14 protein-coding genes are annotated in these 13,172 nt (G+C 42.1%); 4 read left to right on the forward strand and 10 right to left on the reverse strand.

From position 1 onward, the window contains the following. Positions 1 to 263, reverse strand: a 263-nt coding sequence (locus tag JMY00_RS10900; RefSeq protein ID WP_346765013.1) for an IS630 transposase-related protein, incomplete at its 3' end; no start/stop codon positions are given. Positions 264 to 523: 260 nt separating this feature from the next. Next, on the reverse strand, positions 524 to 1,549 hold the full coding sequence (locus JMY00_RS10905; RefSeq protein WP_201580170.1) for a polyprenyl synthetase family protein: 1,026 nt from the start codon (positions 1,547 to 1,549) through the stop codon (positions 524 to 526). A 569-nt stretch (positions 1,550 to 2,118) separates the two neighbouring features. Here JMY00_RS10905 and rplU point away from each other — a divergent pair. The 4 genes from rplU (at position 2,119) to lolA (ending at position 4,706) form a co-directional block, all read left to right on the forward strand. After that, entirely contained in the window at positions 2,119 to 2,430 is a 312-nt protein-coding gene (rplU, locus tag JMY00_RS10910; RefSeq protein WP_057761012.1) for a 50S ribosomal protein L21, read from the forward strand. 91 nt (positions 2,431 to 2,521) lie between these two features. After that, on the forward strand, positions 2,522 to 2,779 hold the full coding sequence (gene rpmA / locus JMY00_RS10915; protein WP_021813611.1) for a 50S ribosomal protein L27: 258 nt from the start codon (positions 2,522 to 2,524) through the stop codon (positions 2,777 to 2,779). Between the two features lie 220 nt (positions 2,780 to 2,999). Then, positions 3,000 to 3,644, forward strand: coding sequence for a hypothetical protein (locus JMY00_RS10920; RefSeq protein ID WP_201580171.1), 645 nt, complete (start codon positions 3,000 to 3,002; stop codon positions 3,642 to 3,644). Positions 3,645 to 4,022: 378 nt separating this feature from the next. Then, positions 4,023 to 4,706 carry an outer membrane lipoprotein chaperone LolA gene (lolA, locus tag JMY00_RS10925; RefSeq protein WP_201580200.1) on the forward strand — a complete coding sequence of 228 codons (684 nt, stop codon included), beginning with the start codon at positions 4,023 to 4,025 and terminating at the stop codon, positions 4,704 to 4,706. 120 nt (positions 4,707 to 4,826) lie between these two features. Here lolA and scpB read toward each other — a convergent pair whose 3' ends face one another. From scpB to mrdA, 8 genes are all read right to left on the reverse strand, one after another. Then, positions 4,827 to 5,387 carry an SMC-Scp complex subunit ScpB gene (gene scpB, locus JMY00_RS10930; RefSeq protein ID WP_201580172.1) on the reverse strand — a complete coding sequence of 187 codons (561 nt, stop codon included), beginning with the start codon at positions 5,385 to 5,387 and terminating at the stop codon, positions 4,827 to 4,829. Positions 5,388 to 5,508: 121 nt separating this feature from the next. Next, positions 5,509 to 6,330, reverse strand: a complete 822-nt coding sequence (locus tag JMY00_RS10935) for a segregation/condensation protein A (protein ID WP_201580201.1) — start codon at positions 6,328 to 6,330, stop codon at positions 5,509 to 5,511. Positions 6,331 to 6,510: 180 nt separating this feature from the next. Next, positions 6,511 to 7,596: a tryptophan--tRNA ligase gene (locus tag JMY00_RS10940; RefSeq protein WP_201580173.1), complete on the reverse strand. Its 1,086-nt coding sequence runs from the start codon at positions 7,594 to 7,596 to the stop codon at positions 6,511 to 6,513. Positions 7,597 to 7,704: 108 nt separating this feature from the next. After that, the gene (locus JMY00_RS10945) at positions 7,705 to 8,793 is read right to left on the reverse strand and encodes a lipid A biosynthesis acyltransferase (protein ID WP_201580174.1); all 1,089 of its coding nucleotides are present in this window, start codon (positions 8,791 to 8,793) and stop codon (positions 7,705 to 7,707) included. Between the two features lie 332 nt (positions 8,794 to 9,125). Further along, entirely contained in the window at positions 9,126 to 9,512 is a 387-nt protein-coding gene (rpsI, locus tag JMY00_RS10950; protein ID WP_101206364.1) for a 30S ribosomal protein S9, read from the reverse strand. A 10-nt stretch (positions 9,513 to 9,522) separates the two neighbouring features. After that, the gene (gene rplM, locus JMY00_RS10955) at positions 9,523 to 9,951 is read right to left on the reverse strand and encodes a 50S ribosomal protein L13 (protein WP_057761004.1); all 429 of its coding nucleotides are present in this window, start codon (positions 9,949 to 9,951) and stop codon (positions 9,523 to 9,525) included. Between the two features lie 210 nt (positions 9,952 to 10,161). Next, positions 10,162 to 10,848, reverse strand: coding sequence for a 16S rRNA (guanine(966)-N(2))-methyltransferase RsmD (gene rsmD, locus JMY00_RS10960; RefSeq protein ID WP_201580175.1), 687 nt, complete (start codon positions 10,846 to 10,848; stop codon positions 10,162 to 10,164). 69 nt (positions 10,849 to 10,917) lie between these two features. Further along, positions 10,918 to 12,903, reverse strand: a complete 1,986-nt coding sequence (gene mrdA / locus JMY00_RS10965; RefSeq protein ID WP_179798395.1) for a penicillin-binding protein 2 — start codon at positions 12,901 to 12,903, stop codon at positions 10,918 to 10,920. Between the last annotated feature and the right edge of the window lie 269 nt (positions 12,904 to 13,172).

A 13,172-nucleotide genomic window follows, 5' to 3' on the forward strand; every position in this document is an offset into this window, starting at 1 on the left:
CTTTTGGGTGTTCTAAGGTCTTTTTTTTGACTGATGCCAAGTCGCTTTAGGGCATGATAAATGCCTGTTTTACTACAGTTTAGACGACGCGCTCGCTCATACTGGTAATCATCGGGATGTTCTTTAACATCATTAAGTAGCGCGTCATCTGGTATTTTATAGGGTTTGGTTTGCCTGGTTGTTTTACTATGAACACGTCTCTTCCAGTTCTGTATAGTGGTTGGGCTAAGATTATAGAACTCAGCTGCCTCGGCAAAGGTCATACCATCATCTATACTTTTAAGAACTTGTTTACGAAAATCTAGTGAGTAAGTCATGGTCTTTATAATAACAATTGGGTTTGATAATTAATTTATAACATTTTTAGGTGGGCTTGACTATAGTTTTTGAGAAGGTACTTCTTAATTTATGAGCTTCTTATTCATCAATTGCTGAAGGAGTTTGCTAAAAAGCCATGCTAAAAAATTCTGTCAAAAAAAAGAGTCGTCTTAATTAGTTAATAACACAGACGACTCAGCGTTAATTATACTAATCGGGCGCTAGCGAGTTCAGTCAATTGATATAAGCCTGTACGATAACGGTTGTCTGGTAGCGTACTCAGTGCATCTTGTGCCAGTTTAGTTTCTTCTAGAGCGCGCTGCTTACAATAAGCCAATGAGCCAGAACTACGTACCAATTCAATAAGCTGTTCAGCGTTTGGTGTCTTACCTGTCTGAACGGCAATACGTAACTGCTCATAGCCTTCAGTGTCGCTGTCTTTGAGTAGCTCGAGTGCTTTGATAGTCGGTAGGGTAGGTTTGCCTTCAGCAAGATCATCGCCTAAGTTTTTGCCCATCACTTCACTGTCGCCACTATAGTCGAGCACATCATCGATAATTTGGAAAGCATTACCAAAATGCTGTCCGAAATTGCCCAATGCCGTCATATATTCTGTCTTGTCTTGCAAGATAGCAGCACCTTGGGTCGCCATCATGAAAAGGCGTGATGTTTTGCCATCGATAATGCATAAGTAATCTTCTTCTGTCGCGGCAGGGTTATGCTGGTGCTGTAGCTGTAACACTTCGCCTTCGGCAATGTCACAAGTCCCATCGGAGAACACTTGCAACAATGGCAGGCTCTGAAAGCCAACCAAGAGATTAAAAGCACGAGCAATCAAATAGTCACCGACCAATACGGCAGTGGCGTTGTCCCACGTTGCATTTGCCGTCGGTTTTCCACGGCGTTGCCCTGACTCATCAATGACATCATCATGGACTAGGGTAGCGGTATGTAACATTTCCGTGATAGCAGCTAGATGCATGGCCTTTTCTGATGGATTGTCATCGAACATACGTGCGCAAAGCAAGGTAATCAACGGACGCATACGTTTGCCGCCAGCATTGATCACGTGTTGCGAGACGCTCATAACGAGCTGTACTTTTGAGTTGAGACTACCAAATACTTGCTTGTCCATCACCTCAAAATCATTGGCCACGATACTTTGAATATCAGCATAGCTAGGGGTTGATTGCGGAATGGAATCGGTGTTACTTAAAGAGGTAATAGTCATAATAAATAGTCATATTAATAAGAGTAAAGAGAGTTTTTATAACCTTGACTTCATTTATCTATAGGTAAGGTATTATTTCGCTTATGATAGCATAGCTATCTGCTTAAATTGTTGGTTAAAGTATATAGCACAAGTAGGTCAAGCATATGATATACAGGGCTTACTATGCCTATTGAATAGAATAAAAACGATAAGAAATGTCTTATGTTGTACAGATATATTTTCTAGCGCGTTTTAAGCTTATTGGTCACATAAATGATTCATAAAAGGCTGTAAGTAACTGATTGCATAAGTTATAATGGCCGCTGTTGGGCTTAATCTATCACTTATCATTACTATTCCTCATGTTTATATTCGTATTGTCATTTATTGACTTTCTTTGATGAGCAGCAGTTATAGCAAAACGAGAGATGGTCATTAGTGTAACCACCTTGCAAAAACAAGAGGCGCGGCTTGCTTTTATGAGCAAAAAGCCGTAAAATCTTGCCTTTAATTTTTCCCTGTCGTGTTCGTCGTAAAAGCGTTGATATAACATCAGCCACGGCACACGGGTTAAACGGAGTCATACAATGTACGCAGTAATCAAAACTGGTGGTAAACAGCACCGTGTAGTCGTCGATGAATTGCTTAAAGTTGAACTACTAAAAGCAGAAAAAGGCGAAACAATCAAATTTGAAGACGTGTTGATGGTTGTTGACGGCGATAACGTCAAAATCGGTCAGCCTGTTGTTGACGGCGCTAGCGTAGAAGTTGAAGTTGTTGAGCATGGTCGCGGCGAAAAAATCCGTATCATCAAGCACAACCGTCGTAAGCATTATCACAAAGAACAAGGTCACCGCCAATGGTATACCTTGTTAAAAATCAAAGCGATTAATGCCTAATTATCCATTTAGCAATTATTGCTAAATAGCGCACTAAATGCTTAAGAGTTATCGCATCAGCGATAAGTCAAATTAACAAGGAGATTTTCTCATGGCACATAAAAAAGCTGCCGGTTCGAGCCGTAACGGTCGTGATTCAAACCCAAAAATGCTAGGCGTAAAAATCTTTGGTGGCCAAGCTATCACAGCTGGTAACATCATCGTTCGTCAACGTGGTACAGAATTCCACGCAGGCGAAGGCGTTGGCATGGGTCGTGACCATACTTTATTTGCACTGAATGACGGTGTTGTAAAGTTTGCGACCAAAGGTAAATTTAACCGTCGTTATGTTACGGTTGAAAACGCATAATTATCTATTTAGATCGTTTGATTCTTTGAATAGAATGGTCAGATAATTAAAAAAGCCCTTACTGCCTTATGGTAGTAGGGGCTTTTTACGTTTGTAGGGTATCGTAAGATAATGATAAGAATTAGGGAATGGTATTTTGAACAATAACACTCAACGCTGGTTCTTAAAATATACTATTTCAACAATCTCAACTAGTATCTTTTTATGAAAGACGGATAGTTTGAATAAAAGGTTTGATGAGATAATAAATGAAATCGTGGATAGATTTGAAGGAAAAATGAAAAAACAGCACTATATTTCTCATAAGACCATGCTAAATATCCTTAATGACTTATCACCTTTTAAATATATCTATCTTTATGGATTCGGGCTCGTGTTTTTTACACCGTTAATGTTTGGGAATTATTTCTCGGATTTTGCCGGAATAACACCCTTCGCTCAATCCATGGAGCTAGCCTCGGGTAGAATAAGACTTTTGAATGACCTTACAGTCTTGTACTTCATAATGATTTTTATTGTTATAACAGCTGCTTATTTTTTTAAAGGATTGTCATTCGAGATTGTCAGAGAATTCAAATTAGCTGCAAGAAATTCAAATAAGTTGAATCATGAAGTGGGAGAAAATCCCAAAAGATCTATCTTTATAACTGCATCGCTACTTATCGCTATCAACTTAGGCTGGGTTTGGTTTTTTGGTTTTACTTCAGCGGGTAACTCTAAAGTAATGAGAAGTTATTTAGAGGGAACTGAAACTTTCATCATCATAGCTATTTCTTTAGGATTTCTAGCAAATTTTTATCTATTAATTTATGCATTATTAATGATGGAAGGCAGAAAGCACGTCATCTTTCAAGGAAACCATTAGTCATAATAATGAAATTGCTTACCAAAATTGAGATGAGCATTCAGTTGTAGCAGACATATTTCTTGCTCTTTTATACTGTTAACTTACCTACTTAAAGGTTTAGCTGTATTCATTACCTCGGTTTCGCCAACTAACGATGCTACATGCAAACTTTTACCGTGTAACTGTATTGGTTACAAGCGTGTATGGCAGCCGTAGTAAAGATTGCAAATCATGACTAGGCGCGTAATAAAAAAACTGGCACACTGTTGCCATTGCTGATGGTTACCAGTTTTAACTTTGTAAAATCAGTATTTATAGAAAACAAAAATTTCAATAGAATATTTTATTTTTAGCGACAACTTTAAAGCGATTATGCTTTTTTAGAGAGGATTTATGATGAACTTATCTACGAAAAAATCAACCAAACAAAAAATGATGAGTGGTGCTTTAGCAGGTGTATTAATGACATCGATAGGTATCGCAGCGCCAATGATGGCATTGACTCAAACGGCTACAGCAGCTCCTGCTGATAACCTAACAGCAGCTAAACGTTTGAATAAATTGCTGACCAATACCAAGAGTATGACGGCTAATTTTAGTCAAACGACTAAAGGTGCGAGCAGTGGTACGTTTAAAGGCTCTATGAGTGTCCAACGTCCAAATAATTTCCGCTGGGAAACCAAGTCACCATCAGAGCAGCTGATCGTTGCTAATGGTAACTCTATGTGGGTTTATGACAAGGATTTAGAGCAAGCGACTAAGCAGAATGTTGACAGTCAAGTAGGTAATACACCAGCCTTGCTACTATCAGGTGATCCAAGCAAGATTGATCAAAACTTTAAAATCACTCAGCCATATGACAACAAAAACTACTATGTGCTCTATCCTAAGTCAGACAGTGCAAGTTTTAAAAGTCTTTCAATAAGCTTTAGTGGTGGCAAACCTGTCATGATGGTATTAAATGATACTTTGGGACAGACAACCTCTATTAAGTTTAGCGGTATTAAGATGAACCCAAGTATTGGTAGTAGTCAGTTTAAATTTACACCGCCAAAGGGTGTTGATGTGATTAATCAGTAATTAACATAGATATTGCTAGGTTTTGATATCAGTTCAAAATTAGCAACATAATAAAAAGGACAGATCCTATGAGGTCTGTCCTTTTTTATGTGAGTAACTATAGTTTGTTCAGCAGAAAATTTAAGACATGGCTCGTATGGTTTCCATATCTGGCATAGGTGGTAATTCATCTAAATGGCTTAATCCAAAGGCATCTAAAAACTGCGCAGTAGTATGAAGCAATGCAGGACGGCCTAAAGTATCTTTAAAGCCTTTCTCTACAATCCATCCTTTATCAAACAACTGGCGCAGTATATTGCTCGATAATGTTACTCCGCGCACATGCTCGATATCACTGCGTGTCACAGGTTGTTTATAGGCAATAACACTTAGGGTTTCAAGTAGGGCTTGGCTCAGGCGTTCCTGACGCTGCGGAAAAATACGCTGAATTAGACTGCTATAGTCATCAGATATCTGTAAACGATAACCGCTGGCGGTCTCATGTAGCCTAAGCACACCTGTATCTAAGCGTTGTTGCAGCACTTCCAAAGTCTGCTTTAATTCTTTAGTAGATAATGACAAATGTTTCTTTAATGCGTGAGCGGTCAGCGGTGCCTCCGATGCATGCAGCAGCACCTCGATACGTTTACTCATCTCTTCCAAAGAATCATGCTGTGCTTCAGCTGATGGAGATGTAGTCATAGTTATTGGGTCTCGGGTCTCGTCATGTTGCTTTGGGCCTTCAATATCTACCATCTAAAGTATGCTCTTATTTCAATGTTTTTTTCATAGAGAATGGGCTAGGAGATAGTCTTAGAGGCTACTAGGCTAACCACTGTAATGTGAGATTTGTGGATTCATTATTCATATTAGTCTGATCAGAATTATTGGAAACAGAGTTGACGATACCGCTATCTGTCTCAATATTGACCACACCAACTAACTGCCGCTTTATAAGCTCAAGTACGGCGACAAAACTCACGACCACGCCTATTTTACCTTGTGCCTTGTCTAGTAGCTCATAAAAGGAGCGCGCCCCATCTATACTTAATTGTCTGCTAATACTGGCAATACGATCGGCAAGGGGTACCGCATCAACTTTGATCGTGTGCATTTGATAGTCGGGCTGTAGCTGCATTTTAAATAAGCTATCAATCAGCAAGTTAGGTGAGTAGCTTGGCAGTTCCGCATTCATAACGTCTTGACCAGGCATACTAACCATTGCCAAAAACACATCGTGCTCTAGACGTACTAGATTGTCTAAGCGCTGACTGACTAATTTGATTTGCGCGTATTCTTCAAGGCGCTCGATTAGCTCTGCTTTTGGGTCACGCTCGTCGGTTGGAGTATCAGGGGCAGGCAATAGCAACTCGGTTTTGATAGCGATGAGCGTTGATGCCATTAGCAGATAATCACCTGCTAACTCAAAGTGTTCGGTATCTAGTTCACTGATATAAGCTAAGTACTGCTCAGTGATGGGCAAAATGGGCATTTGGGTCAAATCGACGTTGTTCTTTTTGACCAAATACAATAGAAAATCCAATGGACCAGCAAACTGCTCTAACCAAATAGCAAAGGCTTGCGGCGGTACATATAGATCTTCTGGCAAGTGCTGCACAGGCGTCTGATAGATACGTAGCGACATATCATGGTTGACTGACTCATCATGCTCGCTCTGATTGTCTGTAAGTTCGGAGGTTGAATCAGCCATAGCAGATAAGGCGGCTTTAGACAAAGCCGCCTGTTTGGTGTTTGGTTCAGTTTGCACGTTTAGCACCCGCTTTGATAATAAATTGCGCCAGTAAAACGACTATTCCAGCAACGATTATTTAAGCTTAGCAAGCGGGCGGATACCGATAGCACGGCGAGCTTTGTCTAGTTGCTTACGACTATGGCGACGGGCTTTATTTGCACCCATCTGCAAGATTTCTTCTAGCTCTTTTGGATTGGCCATCAGCTCTTCGTAACGTGCACGGAATGGCGCGATTTCATCATTAATCTTGTCAAATAAGGATTGCTTAGCGTCACCCCAGCCAATACCAGCAGCATAACGCGCACGCATATCAGCAATCTCTTCAGCGGTCGCAAATGCTTTATAAATCTCAAAGATAGCTGAATCATCAGGATCTTTTGGCTCATCAGGTAGCTGTGAGTTAGTCACAATTTTCATGATGGCTTTATGCATTTGTTTTTCAGGACTAACCTGTGGATTTGGCTCACCGAATAGGGGAATCGTATTGCTATAGCTCTTACTCATCTTGCGGCCATCAAGCCCAGTAAGCAGCGGTATATCGTTATCAACGACTGCTGACGGTAGCGTGAAAAGCGACTTATAACGATGATTAAAAGTACCTGCGATATCACGCGCCATCTCGATATGCTGCACTTGGTCACGCCCAACAGGCACATGGGTCGCATTAAACATCAAGATATCTGCCGCCATTAGCACGGGATAACCAAACAGACCCATGGTGACACCTTGATCAGGATCGACATCGGCTTTTTCTGTATTGATATCAACGGCTGCTTTATAGGCATGAGCGCGGTTCATCAAACCTTTGGCACATGAGCAGTTCAAAATCCAAGCAAGTTCTGGAATTTCAGGCACGTCTGACTGACGATAGAACGTCACACGCTCAGGGTCTAAACCACAAGCAATCCACGTAGCGGCAATGGCTCTCGTCGATTCGTGAATGATAGCAGGGTCATAGCAGCCGATGATGCCATGGTAGTCTGCTAAAAAGAAAAACGCTTCATGATCACTATTTTGAATAGACTCAATCGCTGGACGAATAGCGCCAACATAGTTACCTAAATGTGGAATGCCAGTTGGTTTAATACCAGTCAGGATGCGCTTAGCTTCGGTTGAAGTATCAGAAGTTTGATTGTCAGGAGTACTGTTATTGCTCATGGAAAATCCGTTATTTTGTTTATCAAATTATTATCAGTGCACAGCTAAAATGCAAAATATTAGCCGCAAAGTATAGCAAACTTCACCAGTATTTTTGGGAATAAAGATTTACTTATAGATATCAGTACGACCGTTTGGGCCATGTTTGAAGCGGCGATGGAACCACATCCACTGAGTGGGATCAATACGAATGAGCCCTTCTAAAACTTCATTGACCCGAGTGGCATCAGCGACTTCATCTTTACTTGGATAGTTGTCTAATTCTGGCGTAATCGTCAAATGATAATGGGGGCGTTTACCACGCGGCAAATTATCAGGTGTCTGCCGATAAGTATGAAGTGCCATAACAGCTGGTGGCTTTGCTTTGCTGCCCAGTTTTGCCATGCGACGCGATGCAGTGATAGTCGCGGCGGGCACACCGAAGAATGGTGCCATAACACCTTGCTTGAGGCCATAGTCTTGGTCAGGAGAATACCAGATGACGTGTCCTGCTTTGATAGAGGTAACTAGGCTACGCATATCACGACTAGAGATTTGCTTACCAAATATATTGGTACGACCATTATAAATAAACCAGTCTAATAAAGGATTGTTTTGCGTACGATACATACAATCTACAGGGAAAAACTGCGCACATAATAGGCCACCCAAATCTAGCATCGTATAATGCGCACCGAGCAGGATAACTGGTCGCTGCTCATTTTGCGCATTAACAATATGCTGTAACCCTGAGATGGATACAGTTCTAGTAAATATATCTGGCCTGAACCAAGCGCATAACGTTTCAAACACACCAATACCTTGATTGACAAAGACTTGCTTGGCCATCAGTTCACGTTCAGCTTCGGGCTTTTCTGGAAAAGCCAACTTCAGATTGATTAGCGTATCGCGTCTACGTGAGCCAGCAACTTTATAAATCAACATACCGAGCTTACGACCTAGCCAAAACTGCCAACGTAACGGCAGATATATCATGGGTAGCATTATCAAAAATAACAGCCAAATGCCCCAATTCTTTGGTGATAAGAACTGCCACTGAAATGGCTTGTTATCTGCTTGCGCTGTACGCTTATGATTTTGGGTAATTGTCGGCGTGCCAGCAGGTATAGCAGGCGACTTAGCCGACTGTTTCATGCTAGGCGGTACGCTGCTATTGGCAGATGGCTTGCTAGGGTCGAATTGTTCTGGCGCTTTCATAATATCCTTCTGCAGCACGGTTTGAGGCATCATGGCTAATAATAAAAAGTTACTGATATGATGGGGTAGCGTTTAATGCTTTGCAAGTTAGAATTTCTACAGACGCTCTACTTTGCAGTGTCGAAACAAGGTGCTCATGTTAATTATTACCGTAAAACAAAGCTGGTTTGATGAAGACAATCAGATAATCAACACGCTATCAGTAGGCATAAAAAAACCTTATAAGCTGTGACCAGCTTATAAGGTTTTGCAAAACCAGACTCTTATTTAACTTTGTTACTGAAGCTCTGAGAAAAAGACAACAGCAGCAAAAAGATAAGAGAGAGTTTTGATTAACGTTTTGAGAACTGTGGACGTTTACGTGCTTTACGTAGACCCAGTTTCTTACGTTCAACTTGACGTGAATCACGAGTAACAAAACCAGCTGCTTTTAGGGCAGGCTTCAAAGTTTCGTCAGCTTCGATTAATGCACGTGTGATGCCGTGGCGGATTGCGCCAGCTTGACCACTAATACCACCGCCTGCAACAGTTACATATAAGTCATATGCGTTAACAGAGTCTAGTAGTTCTAATGGCTGACGTACAACCATGCGTGAAGTTTCACGGCTGAAGTATTCGTCAAGTGGCTTACCGTTAACAACGATACTACCAGTACCTTTTGATAAAAATACACGAGCAGTAGACGTCTTGCGGCGACCAGTTCCGTAATTGCGTTCCATAAGTATATCCTTAGATGTCTAGTTCTTTAGGTTGCTGTGCAGTATGTGGATGATCAGTACCCGCATAAAGTTTCAGCTTCTTGATCATCGCATAGCCAAGAGGGCCCTTTGGAAGCATACCCTTAACTGCTTTGTGTAGAACATCTTCAGGCTTATGTGCAAGCAACTTATTGAAGTTGGTTTCTTTAATACCACCTGGGTAGCCACTGTGACGATAGTACTTTTTGTCTTGTGCTTTTTTACCCGTTACCGTGATTTTGTCAGCATTGATGACAACAATAAAGTCACCAGTATCAACGTGCGGAGTAAAAGAAGGCTTGTGCTTGCCACGTAAGCGAGTTGCGATTTGAGTGGCTAAGCGACCAAGGGTTTTGCCGTCAGCATCTACGACATACCAGTCATGGGTCACTTCAGCTGGTTTTGCACTAAGTGTTTTCATGATAAAACCTTAAAATTAGAATTCGTTGAGAGTTTAGCTGGGAACGGGGCTCTCAAAAAACAGACTGCATATTATAAGCAGTAGCGCCTACGCTTGCAAGCTGCATTGGGGTTTATTTTCGCCTTATATACATTAAACTGCAGCGTCGGCCAGTTTTTAGCGGTTCTAAACATTTATAAAATACGTTAACGGCTTTCATTAACCCGACAATTATGACGATGATAGACGATAAAGTCCAGCAACAACTTGTCCGACTTTGGTTTGTTTCAAGCATTCAAAAGCGATTGGTTGCTGAGTAACGTTTGATTGGGGGGCTAAATTCTCATTTAGCGACGCTTCCAATTGCTTAAGCTGTGCTGACAAATCTTTATCAGCTTCTAAATAAATCAGTGTTTCAGTATTTATTAAGGTATTGGTAATAAGTGCAGTCAAAATAGGCTGCCATAAATCTTGAGCATAAGGCGGATCGATAAATACAATGTCAAAGGGGCGCGCAGTCAGCTGCTCTTGACGCAATATTTGCTCAGCAGTGCCAGTGATGACTTGATAAGCAGCAGCCTCAAGGCGTAATTGCTCAGCGCTCTGACGTAGCATGTTGCTTTGTGCTGGGTTGATTTCGATAAATGTCGTATGGGCCGCACCGCGAGATAGCGCTTCAAACCCTAGTACGCCACTGCCAGCACAGCTATCAAGTACATGGGCATCATGAATGTCAGCGAGTAGCCAGTTAAATAAAGTCTCCCGCAAGCGATCTGGGGTCGGGCGCAGGCCATCTGCATCGATGAAACTTACAATACGGCGCTTAAACTGACCACCGATAATGCGTACATCACCCGCTGCCGCACTTTTCGCCTTACGATTATTCTTTGGTGCGCGTCCATTTGAGGCTTTTTTCATTATCGTGTCTCGCTTACCAATTCTTTGCTAGGTTTTGCTTTTTATACTATTAATCACTTAAACGTCTAGTTACTCAGACGTCGCTGCTGCCGCTTCAGCTTCCGCGGCTTCTTTCTCTTCCAATGCTTTTGCTTCTTTATCACGAATGGCATCACGCATCGCTTTTTCAAAAGCCTTTTGGCGTTTAATGACTTTTAGCTCATCAGCAGAAGGTGGCAGCACAGGATCTGTCTTACGTTGTAATACCCAGTAGTCAAATAGAGCACGGCCAATAGGCGCTGCAACAGCACTACCACCGCCGCCATTTTCAACCAATACTGCAAGGGCAATCTGCGGGTCTTCTACTGGGGCAAAACCATTAAACCAAGCATGATCCCAGTGACGCTTATCGATTGCTGACTTGTCATAGCGCTGGCCTTGAGCGATAGACTTTACCTGTGCAGTACCTGTTTTACCAGCGATACGATAGCGTGGAGTATAGATGCCGCGGCCTGTCCCTCTTTTGACGGTGTCTTCCATAGCATCATGCATTCGTAGCCAGTCAGACGGCTTACCGTTGTAGTCTATTTTGCCATCTGGCTTAGTGATGATTTTGACGTCCGCAGCACCGTCACTGCTCTTTAATAAATGCGGGGTAATGTGCTGTCCCTTACTGGCAGTCATGGCTGTAGCGTTGGCAATCTGTAGCGGCGTTGCCAAGAAATACCCTTGTCCAATACTGACCGAGATGGTTTCGCCCGGTAGCCAGTCTTTATCGTAAGTGTCTTTTTTCCATTTTGGCGATGGCATGATGCCTGATTTTTCGTTGGGCAAATCAATGCCTGTTTGTTGACCAAAACCAAAGCGTGTCATCCAATCATGTAGACGTTGTATGCCCATCTCGTAGGCCAGTTTGTAGTAATACGTATCGACCGACATCATGATGGATTTTTTGAGGTCTACCGTGCCATGACCGCCACGTTTCCAGTCACGGAATCGATGCGTGTCACCAGGTAAGCTAAAATAACCAGGGTCATAGATAGTGCTGTTCCAATCGCGTAGACCATAATGAATACCGCCCAAACCTTCGAACGGTTTAATAGTAGAAGCAGGGGGGTACATCCCTTGGAGTGCGCGATTGTATAGTGGCTGATCTAAATCTTCACGCAGATCGTCGTAGTCTTTGAAAGAAATACCCGATATGAAAGGGTTAGGGTCGTAGCTTGGATTACTAACAAATGCCAATACATCACCGTTTTTGGGATCTATCGCGACGATTGCACCGCGGCGTCCATCGAGTTGCTGTTGGGCGATGGTTTGCAAACCATAATCCAAGCTCAACGTAATATCGTTACCCGCTATTGGCGGCTTGGTATCCAGTTGACGTAAAATATTGCCATGTGCGTCTGTCTCTACCGATTGATAACCCGGTTGCCCAAGCAAAATATCCTCGTAGTAGTCTTCAATACCGATTTTACCAATCAAGTCAGTACCAGCATAACGGTCTTTATCAATACGCTTTGACTCTTTGTCATTGATACGTCCGACATAGCCGATGACATGGGCAAACAGCTCATCATAAGGATAAGAGCGCGTAAGCTTGCTTTGGATAGAGACCCCGCGGAAGAAAGGCTTACGCTCACTAAACTGAGCCAACTGTGCTTCTGTTAAATCGATTTTAATCGTCACAGGGTCGTTTTTATTTTTACTTAGACGCGCCAAAATGTCAGTGATATCTGTATCGGTTAAATCAAAAATCGGCGCAAGCAGATGCAACGTGCGCTCAGGATTTTCGACTTCATCAGGGCTGAGCATCGCTGTAAATACAGGCTGATTGTCTGCCAGTATTACCCCGTTACGATCATAGATATACCCACGACTAGGCGGCGCAGATATTAGTTTGATACGGTTGTTATCGGCTTGCGTGGTGTACTGATCATGAGCATAGACTTGCAAATACCCATAACGTGTTATCAAACCGCCCAAACCAATCAATATTATAATCCCAAAGATGATAATACGATTGGTAAAGGTACTGTTGACCTGTTCGGTATTGGGAGTTATCGGTTTATTCATAGAAGATCAGAGCCCAAACGGTCAGTGAGTCAATAAAAGAAAAGTAAGAGGGCAGGTTGGTTAACCAAAGTGCGGTGAGTCTAAAAGATAATGCAAATGGTTTCAATCACATAGAAGGGTATGGTGTGAAATCGTCATGCAGTCATTTATACGCAGGTAGTCTTTGTTATTGCACTACAAATTATAACAGAACAAATGAGCAGACGCAGTACTCAGTCATATATTTTGTCTTGATTATCTACTGACCAAGCACTTGCTTATATTTAGGT

Origin of the sequence: Psychrobacter sp. Pi2-52 (genome assembly GCF_904846705.1) — a bacterium.
Lineage (GTDB): Bacteria > Pseudomonadota > Gammaproteobacteria > Pseudomonadales > Moraxellaceae > Psychrobacter.

Bases quoted from the DNA above. Each gene is read 5' to 3' on its own strand.
- JMY00_RS10905 (WP_201580170.1), bottom strand. From the start codon at position 1,549: ATGACTATTACCTCTTTAAGTAACACCGATTCCATTCCGCAATCAACC.
- rplU (WP_057761012.1), top strand. From the start codon at position 2,119: ATGTACGCAGTAATCAAAACTGGTGGTAAACAGCACCGTGTAGTCGTC.
- rpmA (WP_021813611.1), top strand. From the start codon at position 2,522: ATGGCACATAAAAAAGCTGCCGGTTCGAGCCGTAACGGTCGTGATTCA.
- lolA (WP_201580200.1), top strand. From the start codon at position 4,023: ATGAACTTATCTACGAAAAAATCAACCAAACAAAAAATGATGAGTGGT.
- scpB (WP_201580172.1), bottom strand. From the start codon at position 5,387: ATGACTACATCTCCATCAGCTGAAGCACAGCATGATTCTTTGGAAGAG.
- JMY00_RS10935 (WP_201580201.1), bottom strand. From the start codon at position 6,330: ATGTCGCTACGTATCTATCAGACGCCTGTGCAGCACTTGCCAGAAGAT.
- JMY00_RS10940 (WP_201580173.1), bottom strand. From the start codon at position 7,596: ATGAGCAATAACAGTACTCCTGACAATCAAACTTCTGATACTTCAACC.
- JMY00_RS10945 (WP_201580174.1), bottom strand. From the start codon at position 8,793: ATGAAAGCGCCAGAACAATTCGACCCTAGCAAGCCATCTGCCAATAGC.
- rpsI (WP_101206364.1), bottom strand. From the start codon at position 9,512: ATGGAACGCAATTACGGAACTGGTCGCCGCAAGACGTCTACTGCTCGT.
- rplM (WP_057761004.1), bottom strand. From the start codon at position 9,951: ATGAAAACACTTAGTGCAAAACCAGCTGAAGTGACCCATGACTGGTAT.
- rsmD (WP_201580175.1), bottom strand. From the start codon at position 10,848: ATGAAAAAAGCCTCAAATGGACGCGCACCAAAGAATAATCGTAAGGCG.
- mrdA (WP_179798395.1), bottom strand. From the start codon at position 12,903: ATGAATAAACCGATAACTCCCAATACCGAACAGGTCAACAGTACCTTT.